The organism is Salicola sp. AFF1, assembly GCF_056783195.1.
In genome coordinates this window covers 1-19,512 of sequence record NZ_JBXAYL010000018.1, presented here as the reverse complement: position 1 = coordinate 19,512, position 19,512 = coordinate 1, and the positions used below count along the sequence as shown (strand labels likewise).

Annotated in this window: 19 protein-coding genes; 10 read left to right on the top strand and 9 right to left on the bottom strand. The window is 63.3% G+C overall.

All coding sequences use genetic code 11. From position 1 onward, the window contains the following. Positions 1 to 16 precede the first annotated feature (16 nt). The 4 genes from tcuB to AC1RQI_RS12225 form a co-directional block, all read right to left on the bottom strand. Positions 17 to 1,072, bottom strand: a complete 1,056-nt coding sequence (gene tcuB, locus AC1RQI_RS12240) for a tricarballylate utilization 4Fe-4S protein TcuB (protein ID WP_481905004.1) — start codon at positions 1,070 to 1,072, stop codon at positions 17 to 19. Continuing rightward, complete coding sequence (locus AC1RQI_RS12235; protein WP_481905003.1) at positions 1,069 to 2,391, bottom strand: FAD-dependent oxidoreductase; 1,323 nt, start codon at positions 2,389 to 2,391, stop codon at positions 1,069 to 1,071. The genes tcuB and AC1RQI_RS12235 overlap by 4 nt, the downstream gene beginning before the upstream one ends. A 41-nt stretch (positions 2,392 to 2,432) precedes the next feature. Then, entirely contained in the window at positions 2,433 to 4,724 is a 2,292-nt protein-coding gene (gene metE, locus AC1RQI_RS12230; RefSeq protein WP_481905002.1) for a 5-methyltetrahydropteroyltriglutamate--homocysteine S-methyltransferase, read from the bottom strand. A gap of 95 nt (positions 4,725 to 4,819) precedes the next feature. Further along, on the bottom strand, positions 4,820 to 5,338 hold the full coding sequence (locus AC1RQI_RS12225) for an SRPBCC family protein (protein ID WP_481905001.1): 519 nt from the start codon (positions 5,336 to 5,338) through the stop codon (positions 4,820 to 4,822). A gap of 187 nt (positions 5,339 to 5,525) precedes the next feature. On the opposite strand from AC1RQI_RS12225, the gene AC1RQI_RS12220 reads away from it, so the two are divergent. After that, positions 5,526 to 6,677, top strand: coding sequence for a cytochrome P450 (locus AC1RQI_RS12220; RefSeq protein WP_481905000.1), 1,152 nt, complete (start codon positions 5,526 to 5,528; stop codon positions 6,675 to 6,677). A gap of 70 nt (positions 6,678 to 6,747) precedes the next feature. On the opposite strand, the gene trhP is transcribed toward AC1RQI_RS12220, so the two are convergent. Then, the gene (gene trhP, locus AC1RQI_RS12215; protein ID WP_481904999.1) at positions 6,748 to 8,070 is read right to left on the bottom strand and encodes a prephenate-dependent tRNA uridine(34) hydroxylase TrhP; all 1,323 of its coding nucleotides are present in this window, start codon (positions 8,068 to 8,070) and stop codon (positions 6,748 to 6,750) included. 75 nt (positions 8,071 to 8,145) lie between these two features. Here trhP and AC1RQI_RS12210 point away from each other — a divergent pair, with 75 nt between their 5' ends. Beyond that, positions 8,146 to 8,550, top strand: coding sequence for an HIT family protein (locus AC1RQI_RS12210; protein WP_416632691.1), 405 nt, complete (start codon positions 8,146 to 8,148; stop codon positions 8,548 to 8,550). 3 nt (positions 8,551 to 8,553) lie between these two features. Here the strand turns inward: AC1RQI_RS12210 and AC1RQI_RS12205 are convergent, their stop codons facing one another. Both AC1RQI_RS12205 and AC1RQI_RS12200 read right to left on the bottom strand, forming a co-directional pair. Beyond that, a complete protein-coding gene (locus AC1RQI_RS12205; RefSeq protein WP_481904998.1) occupies positions 8,554 to 8,958 on the bottom strand; it encodes a gamma-glutamylcyclotransferase family protein in 405 nt (134 codons plus the stop codon). Between the two features lie 32 nt (positions 8,959 to 8,990). Continuing rightward, positions 8,991 to 10,919, bottom strand: a complete 1,929-nt coding sequence (locus tag AC1RQI_RS12200) for a sigma 54-interacting transcriptional regulator (RefSeq protein ID WP_481904997.1) — start codon at positions 10,917 to 10,919, stop codon at positions 8,991 to 8,993. A gap of 300 nt (positions 10,920 to 11,219) precedes the next feature. Between AC1RQI_RS12200 and cynS the strand changes: the two genes are divergently transcribed. The 5 genes from cynS to AC1RQI_RS12175 all read left to right on the top strand — a co-directional run bounded on the left by cynS (position 11,220) and on the right by AC1RQI_RS12175 (position 15,430). Beyond that, the gene (gene cynS, locus AC1RQI_RS12195) at positions 11,220 to 11,660 is read left to right on the top strand and encodes a cyanase (RefSeq protein ID WP_481904996.1); all 441 of its coding nucleotides are present in this window, start codon (positions 11,220 to 11,222) and stop codon (positions 11,658 to 11,660) included. 60 nt (positions 11,661 to 11,720) lie between these two features. After that, entirely contained in the window at positions 11,721 to 12,950 is a 1,230-nt protein-coding gene (locus tag AC1RQI_RS12190; protein WP_481904995.1) for an alginate export family protein, read from the top strand. 34 nt (positions 12,951 to 12,984) lie between these two features. Beyond that, complete coding sequence (locus AC1RQI_RS12185; RefSeq protein WP_416632696.1) at positions 12,985 to 13,797, top strand: formate/nitrite transporter family protein; 813 nt, start codon at positions 12,985 to 12,987, stop codon at positions 13,795 to 13,797. 125 nt (positions 13,798 to 13,922) lie between these two features. Next, a complete protein-coding gene (locus tag AC1RQI_RS12180) occupies positions 13,923 to 14,342 on the top strand; it encodes a DUF4399 domain-containing protein (RefSeq protein WP_416632697.1) in 420 nt (139 codons plus the stop codon). 44 nt (positions 14,343 to 14,386) lie between these two features. Continuing rightward, complete coding sequence (locus tag AC1RQI_RS12175) at positions 14,387 to 15,430, top strand: DUF5924 family protein (RefSeq protein WP_481904994.1); 1,044 nt, start codon at positions 14,387 to 14,389, stop codon at positions 15,428 to 15,430. Between the two features lie 12 nt (positions 15,431 to 15,442). Here AC1RQI_RS12175 and AC1RQI_RS12170 read toward each other — a convergent pair whose 3' ends face one another. Continuing rightward, a complete protein-coding gene (locus AC1RQI_RS12170; protein WP_416632699.1) occupies positions 15,443 to 15,586 on the bottom strand; it encodes a DUF3096 domain-containing protein in 144 nt (47 codons plus the stop codon). Between the two features lie 93 nt (positions 15,587 to 15,679). On the opposite strand from AC1RQI_RS12170, the gene AC1RQI_RS12165 reads away from it, so the two are divergent. Continuing rightward, positions 15,680 to 16,690, top strand: a complete 1,011-nt coding sequence (locus AC1RQI_RS12165) for a lipid A deacylase LpxR family protein (protein WP_481904993.1) — start codon at positions 15,680 to 15,682, stop codon at positions 16,688 to 16,690. A gap of 30 nt (positions 16,691 to 16,720) precedes the next feature. Next, positions 16,721 to 18,367: an FMN-binding glutamate synthase family protein gene (locus tag AC1RQI_RS12160; RefSeq protein WP_481904992.1), complete on the top strand. Its 1,647-nt coding sequence runs from the start codon at positions 16,721 to 16,723 to the stop codon at positions 18,365 to 18,367. 35 nt (positions 18,368 to 18,402) lie between these two features. Here AC1RQI_RS12160 and AC1RQI_RS12155 read toward each other — a convergent pair whose 3' ends face one another. Continuing rightward, on the bottom strand, positions 18,403 to 19,005 hold the full coding sequence (locus tag AC1RQI_RS12155) for an FMN-dependent NADH-azoreductase (protein WP_416632702.1): 603 nt from the start codon (positions 19,003 to 19,005) through the stop codon (positions 18,403 to 18,405). Between the two features lie 103 nt (positions 19,006 to 19,108). On the opposite strand from AC1RQI_RS12155, the gene AC1RQI_RS12150 reads away from it, so the two are divergent. Continuing rightward, positions 19,109 to 19,512 (top strand): LysR family transcriptional regulator (locus AC1RQI_RS12150; RefSeq protein ID WP_481904991.1); only part of this gene is annotated, 404 nt, incomplete at its 3' end.

The following is a 19,512-nucleotide window of genomic DNA, read 5'->3' as shown; positions in this document are numbered from 1 at the left end:
CCCAGGCCAGGCCGGTTCAGCGTCGTTCCCCGTAAAAGCGGACCAGTGCGAGAAGCCGGTATACCGCATGGGCGGATTTGCCCTGTGGGAGCACCAGGAAGAAGGCAAGAACCGCCCCCAGATGCAGCCCTAGGAGCAAACCCATGGCGGCTGTGCCGCGCAGCCCCTGGAGCAGGAGCCCGGTCACCGCAACCACCATGAGCAGTTGCACCAGCAGCCGGGAGTGGGCATCGGGTGCGCTTGCGCGTGGTCGCGTAGCACGGCTGTGGTGCAGCCACAGCATCACCGCGCCGCCCACCAGAATCATCAGCCCTCCCAGAGTCCCGGAAACGCCCGGCACGGACAGGGCCGGGTAAGGGGCGAGCCAGCCCAATCCATGGTGATACAGGGTTCCTGCACTGGTGGCCATAAAGCACAGCGCAAAACCGGCAACCAGGACCTGGTGCGCCATACGCCGGACATGCCCGGTACGGTCGTCACGGTCATGGCAGCCCGCGCCATCGCCACCGCCCAGATGCCTGAGACCCACCAGGTCCCGAACCAGTTCCCACCGGCTTGCGGCGCGGGGCGCCACGGCTGACGGCCCGGCACTGTCGCGCCAGAAGCGGCCTCCGCCCCAGGCAAGGACCAGGACCGCCCGCATGAGGGCCATTGATGCCACCAGGCTCATCCAGCCCCAGGGAATGAGTTGGTAGAAGGCACCCGCGCCGCGGTGCACGGCAAAAAGCCGGTCCCAGGGGATCCCAATCAGCATCAGCAGGGGAACCATCAGCGTCACGCCCCAGACCCAGAGCCCTTCCCGTGCCCAGGGCGGGGTTCCGCTGTAGCGCTGGCGGCTGGCTTGCCGGGCTTCGGATAACGCGGCGGGCAGGTTCACCCCCAGTTCATGGGGCGGCGCGTACTGGCACGAATACCAGCAGGCCTGGCAGTTGTGGCAGAGGTTCGCCAGATAGGCCACGTCCTGCTCCCTCAGATCGGGCCTCAGGGGCGCTGCTTCGAAAACCGGGCAGAGGTCGCTACAGTACCGGCAGACCTTGCAGATATTGAGAGCACGCGCCGCTTCATCATTCATCCCGCGCTCGCACTCTCGCTTTGCTGAACGTAGTGCGCTGCCGAGGCGCCGGCAATCCGCCCGAAGACCCCAGCGATGCTCAGACCAGCCCCTGCCAGGTAGCCCGTCCCGAGCAGGGTCGGCGCCATGATGGAACCAGCCGCAAAAAGCCCATGCCCGGACATTTCCGGAATCCGGATCCGGGCATCGGCATCCACTGCCACGCCTTGGGCCGCGAAGGTAACCCCGGCGGCCAGTGGATAGAGGTGGAGACGCGGGGGAATCCCGCCAAAACGCTGCGCCAGAGCCCGCGTCACCGGCTGCTGGCGCAGCCCCGTATAGTGCAGGAGTTCGGAAACGCTGCCGAAACGCACAGGTGGGTAGAGTGTGGCGGGCATGCGAGCAAGGCCTGTGTCATCAAGGACGAGCCAGCCACGACCGCCCCGGCACGCCGCGATACACTGCCCCCATACGGCATAGCGTGACGGTGAGGAAGGCGCGACATCCGGGCATAGCCGTTGGCCCTGGGCATCCAGGACCACCCCCAGATCCAGCCCGTCGAGACGGGTCACGATCCCGCCATCCACCTCCGGCCCACGGGCATCCACCACCACCGCATGACCTGACCCTGCCTCGCCCGACGGTTCCGCGCCGCGTTCCCGAAGCAGGGCCAGCAGCTCACCACGGTTGTGCGGTGTGCCCCGGCACAGAAGGCCACCAGCGGCATAGGGATAAGCCCGCGCGAGCCACTCCGGATCCCAGTGACAGCCGCCTGCCGCCACGACCACAGCGCCCGGCTGTTCCCACGCGTACCGCCCGTTGGCCTGTTCCATGCAGACCGGTTGCCCCGGTCCCTCATGGGCGGGCATGGCCCTAACGCGCCTCCCCATACGAACAGGCACCCCCAGCGCCTCAAGCCGGCGGCCCAGGGCACCCACCAGGGCCTGCCCGCCTCCCAGCAGGAATGCCGTGCGGCGGGAGTAACGCCGATTCCGGGACGCCGGATCCTGATACCGGACGCCCTGCGCTGCCAGCCATTCAACCAGCGCCCTGGAGCCCTGGGCCCACTGTTCAAACACCGGGCCACGGGCATGCCCTCCTGCGGCTTCCAGCTCCCTCGCCAGCTCATTCGCACGGTAATGACCAGCAATCCATGGCAGGGGAGCCTCATGCACCACGCGAAAATTACGGGCGTGTCTGGCATTGCCACCAAAGCGGGCGGTGGGCGCCGCGTCGACCAGCAGCACCCGCGCCCCCTTCAGGGTGGCCTCTATGGCAGCGCAGAGCCCGGCAAGGCCGGTTCCAATCACCAGGACCGATTTGCGGGTTGGTCCTGGCACACCTGCCCCTGGGCTCTGACGGCGCGGGTTCCGGGGAATGGTTACTGGGCCTCCCGCCAGCCTTCACTGCGCATGAAACGGGCGGCATCCACCATGGCCCGAAGGGCGGGGAGCACTTCCTCCCAGTTGCGGGTCTTGAGGCCACAATCCGGGTTCACCCAGAGCCGCTCCGGCGGAATGCGCCCCTGTGCCTGCCTGAGCAGATCCACCATGCGGGCCTCAGACGGTATATTGGGCGAGTGGATGTCGTAGACGCCGGGCCCGATCTCGTTGGGGTACTCAAAGGCATCGAAGGCATCCAGCAGCTCCATGTCCGAACGCGAAGTCTCGATGGTGATCACGTCCACATCCATGCGGGCAATGGCCGGCATGATGTCGTTGAACTCGGAGTAGCACATGTGTGTGTGGATCTGGGTCTCGTCCTTGACGCCGTTAGCGGCAATGCGGAAGGCATTGATCGCCCAGTCCAGGTACTGGTCCCACTCGGAACGCCGCAGCGGGAGGCCCTCGCGCAAGGCGGCTTCGTCAATCTGGATCACACGGATTCCCGCCTTCTCCAGGTCCTGAACCTCCTTGCGAACGGCCAGCGCCAGCTGATTGGCGGTTTCCGCGCTGGACTGGTCATCCCGCACAAAGGACCAGTTGAGCAGCGTCACCGGGCCGGTCAGCATGCCCTTAACCGGCTTGTCAGTCAGCGACTGGGCGTAGCGGATCCACTCCACCGTCATGGGCGAGGGCCGGTCCACGTCCCCGTAGATGATCGGCGGCTTCACACAGCGCGAGCCGTAGGACTGGACCCAGCCATGGCGGGTAAAGGCGAAGCCATCCATCACCTCCCCGAAGTACTCCACCATGTCGTTTCGCTCAGCCTCACCATGGACCAGCACATCCAGCCCCAGCTTTTCCTGTTCACTGATGCAGTCCCTGATGGCCTCTTTCATGGCCTCCTGATAGGCCTGCTCGGACAGCCGGCCCTGGCGGTAGTCCAGCCGCGTCCGACGGATGGCCCGCGTTTGCGGGAAGGAGCCAATCGTGGTGGTCGGGAACGATGGCAGCTGCAGGTCACGTTGCTGCGCCTGGGCCCGCGCGGGATAGGGTGACTGGCGTTCGCCCATCCGGGCACCAATGGCCGCGACCGCGTCGCGTACTGCCGGGTTACGCACCCGCTGGGACCGCCGCCGGCTTTCCAGGCGATCCCGGTTGGCCGCCAGTTCCGGCTCGATGGCATTGCGCCCCTGGTTGAGGCCTTTCTCCAGGACCCGCAATTCGTCCAGCTTCTGGACCGCAAAGGCCAGCCAGCCGCGCAGTTCGTCATCCAGGTCCGGTTCCAGATCCAGGTCGATGGGCACATGCAACAGCGAACAGGCCGGCGCGAGCCAGAGGTTGTCGCCAAGGGTCGCATGGATCGGCTCCAGCCAGTCCATCAGCGCCTGCAGGTCGGCCCTCCAGACATTACGACCATCGACCACGCCCAGCGACAGCACCCGCTCCGAGGGCAGCGCGGCCATCACGGCCTCCACGTCCTGCCCGCCACGCACGGCATCCAGGTGCAGGCCGGCCACCGGCAGGGCGCAGGCCAGATCACGGTTATCACCAAGGTGCCCGAAATAGGTGGTCAGAAGCAGCCGTGCCGGGGCGTTCGCAAGCCGGTGGTAGGCCGTTTCAAGGGCGTTACGCCATTCCGGAGGCAGGTCCATGACCAGAATGGGCTCGTCAACCTGGACCCAATCCGCGCCTGCCGCGGCCAGCTCCTTGAGGATGGTATTATAGGCCTCGACCAGCGCCGGCAGGTGCTCCAGCCGATCGCTGTCGTCCTTGCTCTTGCCCAACCAGAGGTAGGTCACCGGCCCAACCAGCACGGGCTTGGGGTTGTAGCCCTGGTCCCGCGCTTCCTGCAGTTGCGCCACCAGGGCGCTGGCATCCGGTGTGAAACGGGTGTCGCGAGTGAATTCCGGTACGATGTAATGGTAGTTGGTATCAAACCACTTGGTCATCTCGCCGGCATCCACCACACTCTCACCCTGGTCCACGGCGGAGCGGCCCCGGGCAAGGCGGAAATACTGATCGGTGGCATTCCCGCCAAGCTTGCTGACACGGGCGGGGATGTGACCCAGCATGACGCTGGTGTCCAGAACATGGTCGTACCACGAGAAATCCCCTACCGGCACCTGGTGCAGGTTCGACTGCTGTTGCCAGTGGCGCTGGCGCAGGTCACGGCTGCGCTGTGTCAGCTCCGCTTCGCTGAGCTCACCGGACCAGAAACCTTCAAGGGCCGTCTTGAGCTCACGCTTGGTGCCGATTCGTGGGAAACCGAGGTTATGCGTTGTCACCATGTTGTCGCTTCCTTTGCTGCTGAATGTGCGCAACACAGTGACAAACCCGTACCATCTATAAAATTGATCTTTTATCGATTACTGTTGAATTAATTTCATTGTTCAGAAGCCGGCAGGGCCTCCTCAAACTGCTGCCGGGACTCCTTGAAGCGCGCGACCGGAAAGCTGATGGGCACGCCTTCCAACGCCGCCTCCAGCATCTGCAGGTGGGCGTCCCAGCCGGCGGCGGAGAGCGCAACACGATCCCCGGCCTGCAAGCCCAGTGTCAGCACCAGGCGGGTCACGCCACCGCCGGGCTCCAGCAGCCACCGGATGGGCCGTTCCGGCTCTTCTCCCTGGCTCCAGGAGTAGGCCAGGCACCGTCCGGGCTCCAGCTCCAGTAACCGTGAATCAATAGGCTCACCGCTCATCTCGAACTCAATTCGGACCCGACCGCCCGGAGTCAGTTCCATTTCACCCGGTGCCAGCCATTCACGCAGCCCCGCGGATTCAGTCAGCCAGGACCAGACGCGTTCCGGTGGATGCGCCAACTCCCGTGCCAGCGTCACCCGCCAGCTCCCGTCAACCGGCTCGAACCCGGCCCGCTCACAGGTGATTGTGGTGTCGTCACTCATCGTATTGGGTCTCCCAGGGTGTGCGGCGTCCGCTCGCCACCAGTCTACGCCAGGATGGGTCACGACCTGTTGACGGCCGTCAACACGCCAGGGGCAATCAGCGGTGATTAATTGACCGATTCAGTCCCGTCTCGCGCGCGCCTGGGCCACAATAGGCCCTGCACCGGTCAATGCCCGAGGTGAATTCATGAGCAGCCACCGCCCGGACTGGCACCCACGCCATCCGGCGACCCTGAAGAACCCTCTTGCGGAATACGACCGCATGCGCGGGCAATGCCCCGTGGCCTGGAGTGCCTACCAACACTGGTCGCTGTTCCGGCATGCGGATGTGATGCGGGTGCTCCAGGATCCGGAGACCTTCTCCAACGCCGTCTCCCAGCACCTGTCCGTCCCCAATGGCATGGATCCACCGGAACACGGGCATTACCGGGCCATCATCGAACCCTACTTCAACCCGGACGCCATGGCGCGATTCGAGCCGGAATGCCGCCGCATTGCCAGGGAGCTCGTGCAATCACTTCCCGAACAGGGCGAGCAGGATGTGATTCCCGCCTTTGCCGAGGATTTCGCACTGCGGATCCAGTGTGCCTTCATGGGGTGGCGCTCCGACCTTCACGAACCGCTGCGGGAATGGCTCCACCGCAATCAGGCCGCCACCCTGGCCGGCGACCGCGAGGCCATGGCCCAGGTGGCCGTGGACTTCGACAGCGCCATCCGCTCGCTGCTGGCGGAACGCCGCGACGCCGGTGACCAGGCACCGGCGGACACCACCACGGCCCTGATGCATGAAACCGTCAACGGCCGGCCCCTGAGCGATGAGGAACTGGTCAGCATCCTGCGCAACTGGACGGTGGGCGAGCTGGGTACCATCAGCGCCAGTGTCGGCATTGTGCTCCATGCCCTGGCAGGCGACCCGGGGCTGCGCGATGGGCTTGCAGCCAACCCGGAGTCACTGAACGCCACCATTGATGAACTGCTGCGGCGGGACGCCCCACTGATGTCGAACCGCCGCGTGACCACCTGCCCGGTCACGCTGGGTGGCCAGACCATTGAGGCGGGCGAACGCATCACCCTGCTGTGGGCCGCCGCCAACCGGGATGAAACCGTCTTCGGGGATCCGGAGGCCATCAAGCCGGAGGCTAATGCCGCCAACAACCTGCTCTACGGCGCCGGCATTCACGTCTGCCCGGGCGCGCCGTTGGCCCGGCTGGAACTGGGCACGCTCTTTGAAGAGCTGCTGTACTGGCGCCCCCGGTTCCAACCGGCAAGCAACGGGGCGCCGCGTCGGGCCCATTATCCGGCCGGGGGGTTCTCGGCGTTACCGCTGTTGTTCGGATAGAGAAGTGTTGGTCTCATGCGCGTATGCAAGCTATCCATCGCCGCTTGAGAGCCTGAAAACCAAAAGGCCATCAGCCGTTAAGCGCACGAACCAACAGCGCCGTCTCCGGCACGACGCCGGTCACCGGTGCCGGCACCCAGACCCGATGGCCACTCCCCGGCGCGGCGGCTACCGCTTCTTCGCTCCTTGCTGAGAGGAGGGTCTCCGGCTGGAACCAGTGGTTACCATTGGGCGTCATCAGCTCCAGCCAGTCGCCGGTCTCAAACCGGTTCTTGGCTTCAATAAAGAGCCAGTTCCCCGACTCGGCCAGCACCTCGCCCACCCACTGGCGCGTGCCCAGCAGCGAGGTGCCGGATTCGTAGCGCTGATACGCCGCTGGCGGATGCCGGCGCAGAAAGCCTTCCGTGTAACCCCGGTTGGACAGCGCCTCGAGCTCATCCATCAGGCTCTGGTCAAAGGCATTGCCTGCCATGGCGTCGTCAATGGCACGCCGGTAGATCTGGACCGTCCGGGCCACGTAATAGGGGCTCTTGGTCCGGCCCTCGATCTTCAGCGAATCCACGCCCATCCGGCACAGCCGCTCCACGTGCTGCACTGCGCGCAGGTCCTTCGAATTCATGATGTAGGTGCCGTGCTCATCCTCGTGCATGGGCACGCTCTCGCCAGGACGGCCGGCCTCTTCCACCAGCAGGCTGCGCTCATCATCCTCCTGGTGCACGGGGATCAGGTCGCCGGTGCTGTCGTGGGTCGAGGGTTGCGGGGTGTAGGACCAGCGGCAGGCGTTGGTGCAGGCGCCCTGGTTGGCATCGCGATGGTTCATGTAGCCGGACAGCAGGCAGCGGCCCGAATAGGCCATGCACAGCGCACCGTGCACGAACACTTCCAGCTCCATGCCGGGCACCTGCTCGCGCATCCCCTCAATCTCATCCAGCGACAGTTCCCGCGAGAGGATGACCCGCTCCAGACCCTGCCGGCGCCAGAATTCAAGGGTGGCCCAGTTCACGGCATTGGCCTGTACGGAAAGATGGATCGGCATCGCCGGCCAGTGTTCCCGCACCAGCATGATCAGGCCCGGATCGGAAAGGATGAGCGCGTCCGGCCCGAGGGCGATCAACGGCTCCAGGTCCCGCAGGGCAGAACGGATCTTGTCATTGTGGGGGGCGATGTTCAGGACCAGGTAGAAGCGCCTGCCATGGGCGTGGGCGTAGCCGATGGCCTCCGCAAGGGCGCTGGCATCCCGGAAGCTGTTGTTGCGCACACGCAGCGAATAGCGCGGCGGGCCGGCGTAGACGGCGTCCGCACCGTAGGCGATGGCCATTTCCAGATGGCGCCAGTTTCCCACTGGCGCCAGTAGTTCAGGAGCATGCTCAGTCATGGGCGCAGGATAGGCCATGGCCCGGCCTGGCTCCTTGATTTCCATCAGCGGTCAGGCCTTCCCCTGCGCCGCAGTCGCGTTTAGGGTAATGCCATGACGGATTTCAGCCTGCACCCACAGCTTGCGGCCGACTGCCACTGGGTTGGCCGCCTGGAACACTGCCAGATCCTGCTTCATCACAATGCCGGCGTGCCCTGGTACATCGTGGTTCCCGAAACCGAGGCGGGCGAGCTGCACGAAATGGGCATGGCCGAGCGCGCCGACGTGGATTGGGTGCTTGATGCCACGGCCCGCTTCATCAAGCAGCATCACGGCAGTGAACGCATCAACCTGGGGGCCATCGGAAACCGGGTTCCCCAGTTGCATATCCACGTGATCGGCCGCAGCGAAGGCGACCCCTGCTGGCCGGATGCGGTCTGGGGCCACCTGCCCGAAGGCCCTGCCTGGAGCGAGGCGGCGATTGAGGCCATACGCCAGGAGGCCCCGGTTGAGGCCTGACCCCTACCAGGCCCCGCGGGTAATCCGGCGGCACCCCCGAACACTGCCGTTGTAAAAATAGACCCAGGCCGGACCAAACCGCGTTGCCATCCGCCGCCGGGTATAGTCACCGCGTTCCGGCGCCTGTGGGTTGTAGCCTTCCAGAGCATCCACCCTTGCGAAGGTGCGCTCATCCACCTCGTACACTTCCACCAGCACGCCTGCCGAGGGCCTTTCAACAGCACCAGGGCAAGGACCCAGGTCATGAAGCACGATCGTGCTCAGGTGGTCCGTACCCAGAAAGCGGGCCCTCATCAGGAGCTGGTGGTTCCTGTAACCGCGTTTCAACGTGCCATAGACGGCGATACGTTCACATTCCTGCTCGCCGGGCTCACTGGACTCCGGCGCGCTGTCATACTGAATGGTCACTGTTGCAGGTTCCTCCGTTTTGGGTTGACCGATCAATGGGATGCGTCACCCCCGTTACGCCGGTAATAGCGTGCCTCAATACCATGGCGCTTCAATCGGGACGCCAGTGTCGTCGGCTTCACGTTCAGCAACTCAGCGGCACCCCCTTGCCCAAACACCTTGCCCTGGCACTGGCGCAGCGCGCTGACCATGTTCTCACGCTCCCGCTGGCGTTGCTCGGCTTCGGTCAGGGGCCGCTGTGGCGCGCCACCATTGTCGCTACCCGCCACCCCGGAGGGCATCTCGCTGGCGTTCCGGTCCGCCGGCAGGTCGAAATGCAATCGGCGGCCCCGGGTCACAATCACCTGCCGCTCGATCACATTCTCCAGCTCACGCACGTTCCCCGGCCAACTGTAGCGCTGGAGCGTCTCCACATTGGCGCGGCTGAGCTCCAGTGGCTCGCGGTGGAACTTCCGGCATGCGTTGCGCAGAAAAAGCTGCGCCAGGGGCGGAATATCTTCCGGGCGATTGCGCAACGGAACGGATTCAATCGGGAAAACGTTCAGGCGGAAATAGAGATCTTCCCGGAACCGGCCCGACTCAACCTCGGCCTTGAGGTTGCGGTTTGTCGCCGCGATCACGCGAACGTCCACATGGCGTGTGCGGGTCTCCCCAATGCGTTCGAAGGTCTGCTCCTGCAGAACCCTTAACAGCTTGCCCTGAAGCGATAAGGGGATATCACCCACTTCATCCAGAAACAGCGTGCCGCCATCCGCGAGCTCAAAACGCCCGCCCCGGTCGTTCACCGCCCCCGTGAAAGCGCCTTTGGCATGGCCAAAGAACTCGCTCTCGAACAGCTCCGTCGGGATAGCCGCACAGTTCACCCGGATCATGGGTCTTTGGGACCGGTCACTGGCATTGTGAATGGCCCTCGCGATCAGTTCCTTGCCGGTACCGGACTCACCGGTCACAAGCACGTTGGCACCAGTCGGCGCGACCAGGTCAATGCGCTGTATCATGGACGTCACCGCCTCGCTGCGCCCAACAATCTCATGGGCGTTGTGCGAGGCGCTGATCTCTTCCTGAAGGTAGGCATTTTCCATCTCCAGGCGGTGCTTGAGGCTTTCCACCTCCTCGAGCGCTTCCTTGAGACTGTGCTCGGTTCGGCGGTGGTCGGTTATGTCGCGGAAAACCACCACGGCGCCCACCAACTGGCCGTTGTCCACGATGGGGGTGCTGGTGTATTCCACGGGAAACCCGGAGCCGTCCTGGCGCCAAAAGAAGTCATCACTGACGCGGTGCACGGCGCCGTCCCGGAACGCCTGGTAGATGGGACAACACTCGCGCTGATAAGGACTCCCATCCGAGTGGCTGTGATGGATGGCCGTATGCATGACCCGCCCGAGCAGCTCATCCCGGTGACATCCCAGCATGCGCTCAGCCGCGGAGTTGATGAAGGTGGCCCTCCCCTCGGCGTCCACCCCATAGATGCCCTCGCCCACCGCTTCCAGGATCAGCTGGTTTTCGCGCTCGATCTCGCGGAACAGGTTCTCCACGCGCTTCCAATGCAACAGACCACCCCGGTGATAGCTGTTGATCTCGTGGCGTTCGCGGCGCTCGCGAAGCAAGTCCAGATCGCGCAGCAGCATCAGGACCCGAGGTTCACTGGTCAGCGTCATGACAGACAGGGAGGTTTCCAGCTGGATGATCTGCCCATCACTGTTCAAAAGGCTCAGCTCACGACTCCACGCCTTGCCCCGGGTCATGGCTTCATCAGTAAGGGTGACCAGCTGGGGCGTCTGCCCCCCAAACAGCGTGGTCACGCGACCCTCGGCCAGCTCCGTGATCGGGCGCCCGAGCATGGAGGCAAGGTGCGTATTGGCGGCCTCCACGGTGTCCCGGACTGGATCCACCAACAGCGCCGGATCCGGCAACACTTCAATCCACTGCGCCTCTGTGTGCGGCGTCATCACGGCGTTCATGAGCGTCCCCTTTCGTGCTTCCCCCTCACTTCTTCAAACACTGAGCCAGGACACGACGTTTCGTAATGCCTCCCTACGAAACGTCGTAAAACACGAAACCGCGTAGCCGCCGCGCCTCCTCAATATCACCATAGGCATCTGATTTTAAAGCTTATAAGTCTTGATTTACGCATTGGCACGATGACTGCGACGGGGATGAGGCACTGCCCGGAAACGATGGTTCCGGGTGCCTTGGGGAACGCCCCGTTGAGGGGCATGCAACGTTCAAGTGCACAACGCTGAATCAGGAGAAGCATCGTCATGAACCATGAAACAATGACCGCAACCATCCTCAACGCCAAGAACGAACAGGGCTACAGCTGGGACCAGCTGGCCGAGTCCATTGGCATGTCGCCCGTGTGGACCGCCTCGTGCTGCTACGGCATGAACTCGATGCTGGCCGAACAGGCCCAGGCGCTGTGCCAGACCCTGAACCTGGATGACAAGGTGGCACAGACCCTGCAGAGCTGCCCCCACAAGCATTGGGACAACGCGGTCCCTACAGACCCACTGATCTATCGCCTCTATGAGGCATGCATGATCTACGGCGAGAGCGTGAAAGACATCGTCCACGAACGATTCGGGGACGGGATCATGAGCGCCATCGATTTCAAGCTGGACGTAGATCGTGTGGAAGATCCTAAAGGGGACCGCGTCGTGATCACGATGGATGGCAAGTTTCTCCCCTTTAGGCGCTGGTAACAGTCAGGGGCCACGGCCCCTGTCAGGAAATAACCGGACCAAAGAGCAAACGGAGCCATCATGACACGCACTGACGAGCAATCCCCATTCCGGTCAATACCGCTACTGCTGGCAGGACTGGCGGCAACCGCCCCGGCTCAGGCGATGGATCCACTGACGGAGGCCATCAAAAACGGGGAAGCGAATCTGGATACACGCTATCGCTATGAAGCTGTTGACCAGGAGGGCATGGAGCAAGATGCCGGCGCCTCAACGCTGCGCACCCGTCTCGGTTATCGCACTGGCAAGGTCAGTAACCTGACCGGCTTTCTGGAGGCCGAGCACGTCACCCGCCTGGGTGGAGCCACCTACAACAGCACCCTCAACGGTGTTGGTGACCGACCCGTTGTGGCTGATCCCACGGGCACCGAGATCAATCAGGCCTACCTCCGGTATGACGGCCTGGCGGATACGCGGCTGACCTACGGCCGGCAACGGTTCTTCCTGGATAATCACCGGTTCATCGGCACCGTGGGCTGGCGCCAGAACGAGCAGACCTTTGACGGATTCACCGTGGTGAATGAGTCCCTGCCCGACACCACCCTGACCGGGGGCTACCTCTACAACGCCAATCGCATCGTCTCCGACGCAAGCCCCAACGGCAATGCAGCCATGGATACGGGCGTGCTCAACGCGCGCTATGAGGGATGGGAGGCAGGCTCGGTCACCGCCTACACCTACCTGTTGTCCTACGAGAACGCACCGGCGGACTCAACCCGTAGCCATGGGCTGCGCTTCAGCGGCGAGAGCACGCTCACCGACGACGTTGCGGCCCTCTACACCCTGGAATACGCCCAACAGTCGGATTACGACGATAATCCGGGCAGTTTCAGCATGCCCTACTACCGCATTGAAGCCGGAGGCCGTACTGGCGGGGTCACAGCGTCCATCGGGCAGGAACTGCTGGGGTCGGACGACGGCAACCGGGCCTTCCAGACCCCCCTGGCCACCCTCCATGCCATGAACGGCTGGACGGATCAGTTCCTGAGCACACCGGATACAGGGCTGCGGGATACCTATGCGTCACTGGCCACGAGCCTCAGCGGCGTTTCGCTCAAGGCGATCCATCACCGCTTCGACAGTGATGAAGACAGCCAGGACTACGGCTCCGAAACCGGCATCGTAGCCACCTGGTCACCCAACACCACCTACACCCTCGGCGCCAAGGCTGCGCTCCATCACAGCGAGGATGGCAACCAGCAGACCTCGGATACCGATAAGGCCTGGCTCTGGGTCGATGCCAGTTTCTGACCATCCAATCCCAACGTCCTGAAGGAGAACCAATATGTCCTATCTTCAACCCAATGAATTCGTCACCAAGCTTGTAGATGCGGGCGAGTCCAAGGTTTACATGGGCGCCCGCGACACATTGATACGAGCCTTTATGGCGGGCGCCACACTGGCTCTGGCGGTGATTTTCACAATCACCATCGCCGTCCAGACCGGGTCCTTCCTGGTGGGCGCACTGCTGTTCCCGGTGGGCTTCTGCATGCTCTACCTCATGGGGTACGACCTGCTCACGGGCGTATTCACCCTGGTACCCATGGCATGGCTGGATAACCGGCCCGGCGTAACCCTGCCGCGGCTACTGCAGAACTGGGGGCTGGTCGCGCTCGGTAACCTGGGCGGTGCCCTCTTCATCGCCATTTTCGGCTACCTCAACTTCTCCATGGGGGGCTCTGAAGCCATCAACGAAGTCGGTCAGAAAATCATGTCCGTCGGCGAAAGCCGCACCGTGGGCTACCAGGAAGCGGGCCTCGCTGGCTGGATTCTGCTCTTCCTGCGCGGCATGTTCTGCAACTGGATGGTTTCCATGGGCGTGGTCGGCGCGAGCATTTCCACCCACGTATCGGGCAAGATCATGGCCATGTGGATGCCGATCATCATCTTCTTCTATCTTGGCTTCGAGCACTCCGTCGTAAACATGTTCCTGTTCCCGATCGGGCTGATGATGGGCGCGGATTTCACGCTTTACCAGTACATCATGTGGAACGAGATCCCGACGGTGCTGGGCAACCTTGTGGGCGGCCTGACGCTCGTTGGGCTGGTCCTGTACACCACCCATGTCCGCACCCAGCCCAAGAAGAGCTTTTCCTGAACAGGGCCGGAACAAGCCTGACATGACAATCCAGCAATAACCCGCGACGCCGGGGCCGGATGGCTTGCCGCCACCCGCCCCGGCTTTCTATTCTGGGGGCTCCATACAGGACAGGGAGTGACAGCATGAACGCACTGACTCGCACCCTCACCGGCCTCACCCTGGCTCTCGGCACAACCGCGGCCATGGCCAGTGACGCCCCGGAAGACGCTTCCGCCTACTTTATTTCGCCAAACGAAGGCGAAACCGTGACATCACCCGTGACAGTCCGTTTTGGGCTTAACGGCATGGGCGTGGCGCCCTCGGGCGTCGACCGGGAAAACACCGGGCACCACCACCTGCTGGTGGACGTGGACAGCATGCCCCCGATGGATGAACCCATCCCCTCCGATGACCAGCACCTGCACTTTGGTGGTGGCCAGACCCAGACCACACTGGAGCTGGAACCGGGTGAACACGAGCTGACGCTGTTACTCGGGGACGAAACCCATACTCCCCACAATCCACCCGTAAAATCCGAAACCATCACCATTACCGTTGAATAATCGTCTTTGACGGGCCAGGGAGGGCGGCTTATGTTGCTTTCCCTATGAGCACTCCCTTACCCGGCCCGGTCAACTGGAAATGGAAGGCGCTACGCGCCGCCGTGCGCGTACGCCGCCACCCCTACCTATTCGCGGCCCTGGGGTTCGCGGCTGGCATTGCCAGCTTTCTGCTCGTCGACCGCCAGAAGGACTCCGCGGGGCTGATCGCCGTTCTGATGCTCGCGGGCTGGCTCTGGCTGATTCTGGAAGACCCGCTGCGCCGGCTCATCAGCCTGATCCCCGGGGTGGACCTGCCGCCACCACTGGTCCGTTTCACAACCCAGCTCATTCACCAGGAAAGCTTTTTCTTTGTCCTGCCCTTCTTTGCGATCACCACCACCTGGACCAGCCTCCAGTCCGTGTTCACAGTACTGATCGGGGTCGCCGGCCTGATCTCGATCCTTGATCCGGTGTACCACGGTTGGCTCACCCGCCACCGCTGGCTCTACCTGGCATTCCACTGCCTCGCGCTGTCCACCATCCTGCTGACAGCTCTGCCCCTCATCCTCCACCTGACCACCTGGGAGAGCTACATCATCACGGCGGTGCTCACCCTGATCCTGGCACTGCCCAGTCTGGCCCAGACAATACCTCTTGCCGGCGTAAAACGGGTGGCGGGCATGCTGGCATTGCTCATGGCGCTGACGGCCACTGCCTGGTTCGGGCGCTTTGCCGTTCCACCCGTGACCCTGTGGCTGACCGAAAGCCGTATTTCCCACCTGGTTGACCGCGAAGAGCTCGAACCGGGGCGCCCCCTTGAAACGCCCACCGCTGAAGCAGTGCTCAACCGCGGCGTCTATGCCTACACGGCCATCCGGGCTCCGCGCGGCCTCCATGAAACCGTCTATCACGAATGGGTTCATAACGGTCGCGTTTACGACCGTATTCCGCTCGAGGTCACGGGCGGGCGGGAAGCGGGCTACCGCGCCTGGAGCCATAAGCTCTCCTTTCCGCCCAACCCGGAAGGAACCTGGTATGTGCGCGTCAAAACCGAATCGGACCAAATGGTGGGCCAGGTGCGTTTCCGGGTCCGCGAGGGCCCGGACTAACAACCCATAGCATCAGAACCCGTGCCCCACCATGCCCAGAACCCCCATGGCAATCAGATAGCCTGCCACAATGTAGTTGAGCAGCTTGGGAAAAATCAGGATGCCGATACCGGCTCCCAGCGAGATCAACGGTGCAAGATCAATATGAAAGGTCACAATACCTCCTTTCTGGTTTGCGGAAATCCCTAAGGGAAGGCTTACAGACGATCACTAGAATCCTAATAACGTTCAGAACCGGATGCAGTGACCATGTTTTCATCCTCCCTTAGACCACGATCCACCCCCACCCTGGGCCTGCTCCTGATGATGGTCTCCTCTCATGCCATGGGCACCGGAACCCTGAGCGTTTCCTGGGACAATGACCTGCTGACGGGCGAGGACAAGGGCTACACGAACGGCCTCAGGATCTCCTATCTGGAAGAAGCAGCAGAACAGCAAACCGACTGCGGGCTGTGCCTGAGCCGCCGTGGCCGAGACCACCTCCAGCTCCTGCCGGGCATTGGGGGAGCGCAGCGTCATCACGCGCTGGCCTGGTCCCTGCGCCAGCTGATGATTACGCCGCAAGCCATCGAGGCCCAGCAACCCCAGTATAATGACATTCCCTACACCGGTTACCTTACCGGCCAGGTGACGCTCTGGAGCTGGACCGGCCGGAGCATTACTGGTTATGGCCTGTCAGCTGGGGTTGTCGGGCCGGAATCCATGGCGGAGGAGGCGCAAAAGGGCGTTCATAGCCTCACTGGCAGCACCGACCCCAAGGGTTGGGACAACCAGCTCGGCACGGACTGGACCGGGGGCCTCCAGATCCAGCATGCCCACCGGGCGTTTCAGGCCGGTGGCCAGGATGAGCTGCAGCACCAGGTCAGCTGGCTGGCCAGTGCCAGGGCGAACAGCTTCGTCTCCAATGCCCAGTTCGGCACGGGGTGGCGTTTTGGCGAGAACCTGCCCAGCAACTTCATTTCAGACTATGCCGTGCTGTCGTCATCGGTCGGCATGCCGGGAATCCTGAACGCCCCGGGACCAGGCTGGTCCGTTTTTGCGGGGATCATGGGCGAATGGGTTCCCTATTCCTACCTGGAAGACCATTCCGGCCGATACCAGTATGACCAGGAACCCGTTGTTGGTCACGCCGGCATTGGCGCCAGCTGGCACACGCAGGATGTGCATGTTTCGGTCTCGCTGCGAACCACCACATCGCAGGACGCGACCAACAAGGAGCCCCTGTCTTTTGGTACGGTTTCACTGGTCTGGCGCCTCTGACGCCATCAACCGATACAGGATGGAGACCCCATGGCAACCCGCAAACGGATTCCGGTTCGCTACAGCGCCTATCTGGCCTGCATCCTCATCAGCCTCGCTACACTGTTGCTCAGTCCGCTGTCAGCATGGTGGCTGGCCCTCGCATTGCCCGCCCTTGCCCTGACGGCCCTGGGCACCTGGGACCTGCTGCAATCGCGGCATACCATCAGCCGCAACTACCCGGTTCTGGCCCATTTCCGGTACTTTCTGGAGTCCATTGGGCCCGAGATCCGCCAGTACTTCATCTTCTCGGACACGGAAGGCCGCCCCTTCAGCCGGGAGCAACGCCGCATTGTCTACCAGCGCGCCAAGAACACTCTGGATAAGCGCCCCTTCGGCAGCCTCCTGGATATGGACGATGCCGGTTATGAGTGGATCAACCATTCGCTTACCCCAGTGGAACACGCCCACACGGACTTCCGCATCACCATTGGCAGCCGCTGCGCCCAGCCCTACAGCGCCAGCATTTTCAATATCTCAGCCATGAGCTTCGGCTCCCTGTCCGCCAACGCCATCCGGGCCCTCAACCATGGCGCGGCCCGGGGCGGTTTCTATCACGACACCGGCGAGGGCTCGATCTCGCGCTACCATTTGGAGGGTGGCGGCGACCTTGTCTGGGAAATCGGCTCCGGCTACTTCGGGTGCCGAGATGATCAGGGGCGCTTTGATGAGCGCCTGTTCGTGGAGAACGCCACCCGCGATGCCGTGAAGATGATCGAGGTCAAGCTCTCGCAGGGAGCCAAACCGGGGCATGGCGGCATTCTGCCAGGCGCCAAGGTGACTCCGGAGATCGCCGAGGCCCGGGGTGTGCCAGTGGGTGAGGACGTGGTCTCGCCTGCCAGCCACTCAGCGTTCAGCACGCCCATTGAACTGTTCGAATTCCTGGACCGGCTGCGGATGCTGTCCGGCGGCAAGCCCGTGGGTTTCAAGCTGGCCATCGGCCATCCCTGGGAATGGTTCGCTATTGTGAAAGCCATGCTGGAGACCGGCCGGAAACCGGATTTCATCGTGGTCGACGGCGGCGAAGGAGGCACCGGCGCAGCGCCGCTGGAGTTCATCAACCGGTTGGGCATGCCTCTTCTGGACGCCCTGCTTCTGGTCCACAACACCCTGGTAGGCACCAACCTGCGAGAGCACATTGCCGTGGGTTCGGCGGGCAAGATCACCTCCGGCTTCCATCTCGCCAAGACACTGGCACTGGGCGCGGATTGGTGTAATGCCGCCAGAGGCTACATGTTCGCCCTCGGCTGCATCCAGGCACTGAACTGCCACACGGGCCGCTGCCCCAGCGGCGTCGCCACCCAGGATCCGCACCGCGGCAGCAAGCTGGATGTCCCCCTCAAAAGCGAGCGTGTGCACCACTTCCACCAGAACACCGTCCAGGCGTTCGGGAACCTGATCGGGGCCGCCGGCCTGCGGGATGCCTCGGAACTGGGGCCGGATCACATCATCCAGCAGACCTCCCAGACCGAGTTCCGCACCTACCGTGACCTCTACCCCTTCCTGGAGCCTGGCGCCCTGCTACAGGGCGCGGCAACCGGGTACGAGCTGTTCGACCATTACTGGGAGGAAGCCAGTGCCCGCGAGTTCGGCATCCCCAGTTCCGTTATCAAGTTCAGCCGGAACCCGGTGCGCTGACAAAGACCAGCTGGGCCCATCCTGTGGGCCCTCCATCACGCCGTGAGCTGTTCAATCGACTTTCTCGCACCAGCCAGCGCCTCATTGGCTGCCGTCTCGCCCATCGCCAATCCTTCCGCGCGAACAACGTGCACGTCCTCAATCCCCAGAAAGCCCAGAAAATGCTGAACATAGGGCTTCTGGAAATCCATGTCCGTGCCCGCATACTGGCCTCCGCTGGTCAGGAACACATAGGCCGTCTTGCCGGACAGCAAACCGACCGGCCCATTCTCGGTGTACTGGAAGGTCGTGCCGGCCCGGGCCACATGGTCGAACCAGGTCTTAAGGGTCGAGGCCACGTTAAAGTTGTAGGTCGGGGCGCCAATCACCACCTCATCCGCTGTTTGGAGCTCCTCGATGAGCGTGTCCGCCAGGGCCGCCTCCCGGGCCTGCTCCGGCGTGCGCTCCTCAGGCGCCGTGAGGGCCGCGCTGAACCGCTCCGCCGTCAGGTGGTCAACCGGCTCCGCAGCAAGATCCCGGCGAATGACCCTGACCCCGGGTTCGGCCTCGCGCCGCTTCGCCACGAACTCATCCGCCAGCTGGGACGACTGGCCATTGTCACCAAAAACGCTGTTGTTCAGCTGCAGTATCGTTGTCATGGGACTATCTCCTCGCTTTTTGACTGTAAGGCCATTGAACAAGGTTCCCATTCGATAAAAAATCGGAAATATTTGGTTAGTTTGATCAACTGAGGCGATAGGTATGCTTCCAAGGATTTCACTGGACCAATGGCGGGCCCTGGTGGCCGTGGTGGATACGGGCAGCTACGCCCGCGCGGCTGAGACACTGCACAAGACGCAGTCCTCCGTCAGCTACGCCATACAACGGATTGAAGAGCAGCTGGGCGTGCCCGCCTTCCGGATTGAAGGGCGGCGGGCCGTGCTCACGCCAGCCGGGCGCGTTCTCTACCGCCGCGGACGGGCGCTGATTGAACAGGCTGGCCGGCTGGAGGAAGCCGCCGCCCGGCTGGGCGCCGGCGTGGAAGCGGAGATCGGTCTGGGTGCGGAGATCCTTTACCCCACCTGGCTGCTGCTCCAGTGCCTGGAGACCTTTGCCGACTCCTTCCCCGACACCCGCGTGGAGCTCTACGAGACCGTACTTGGCGG

What these genes read in the sequence shown, in the direction of transcription:
- tcuB (WP_481905004.1), bottom strand. Translation starts at nt 1,072, where the DNA reads ATGAATGATGAAGCGGCGCGTGCTCTCAATATCTGCAAGGTCTGCCGG.
- AC1RQI_RS12165 (WP_481904993.1), top strand. Translation starts at nt 15,680, where the DNA reads ATGTTTTCATCCTCCCTTAGACCACGATCCACCCCCACCCTGGGCCTG.
- AC1RQI_RS12155 (WP_416632702.1), bottom strand. Translation starts at nt 19,005, where the DNA reads ATGACAACGATACTGCAGCTGAACAACAGCGTTTTTGGTGACAATGGC.
- trhP (WP_481904999.1), bottom strand. Translation starts at nt 8,070, where the DNA reads ATGGCCTATCCTGCGCCCATGACTGAGCATGCTCCTGAACTACTGGCG.
- metE (WP_481905002.1), bottom strand. Translation starts at nt 4,724, where the DNA reads ATGGTGACAACGCATAACCTCGGTTTCCCACGAATCGGCACCAAGCGT.
- AC1RQI_RS12175 (WP_481904994.1), top strand. Translation starts at nt 14,387, where the DNA reads ATGAGCACTCCCTTACCCGGCCCGGTCAACTGGAAATGGAAGGCGCTA.
- AC1RQI_RS12200 (WP_481904997.1), bottom strand. Translation starts at nt 10,919, where the DNA reads ATGAACGCCGTGATGACGCCGCACACAGAGGCGCAGTGGATTGAAGTG.
- AC1RQI_RS12185 (WP_416632696.1), top strand. Translation starts at nt 12,985, where the DNA reads ATGTCCTATCTTCAACCCAATGAATTCGTCACCAAGCTTGTAGATGCG.
- cynS (WP_481904996.1), top strand. Translation starts at nt 11,220, where the DNA reads ATGAACCATGAAACAATGACCGCAACCATCCTCAACGCCAAGAACGAA.
- AC1RQI_RS12180 (WP_416632697.1), top strand. Translation starts at nt 13,923, where the DNA reads ATGAACGCACTGACTCGCACCCTCACCGGCCTCACCCTGGCTCTCGGC.
- AC1RQI_RS12210 (WP_416632691.1), top strand. Translation starts at nt 8,146, where the DNA reads ATGACGGATTTCAGCCTGCACCCACAGCTTGCGGCCGACTGCCACTGG.
- AC1RQI_RS12225 (WP_481905001.1), bottom strand. Translation starts at nt 5,338, where the DNA reads ATGAGTGACGACACCACAATCACCTGTGAGCGGGCCGGGTTCGAGCCG.
- AC1RQI_RS12220 (WP_481905000.1), top strand. Translation starts at nt 5,526, where the DNA reads ATGAGCAGCCACCGCCCGGACTGGCACCCACGCCATCCGGCGACCCTG.
- AC1RQI_RS12190 (WP_481904995.1), top strand. Translation starts at nt 11,721, where the DNA reads ATGACACGCACTGACGAGCAATCCCCATTCCGGTCAATACCGCTACTG.
- AC1RQI_RS12160 (WP_481904992.1), top strand. Translation starts at nt 16,721, where the DNA reads ATGGCAACCCGCAAACGGATTCCGGTTCGCTACAGCGCCTATCTGGCC.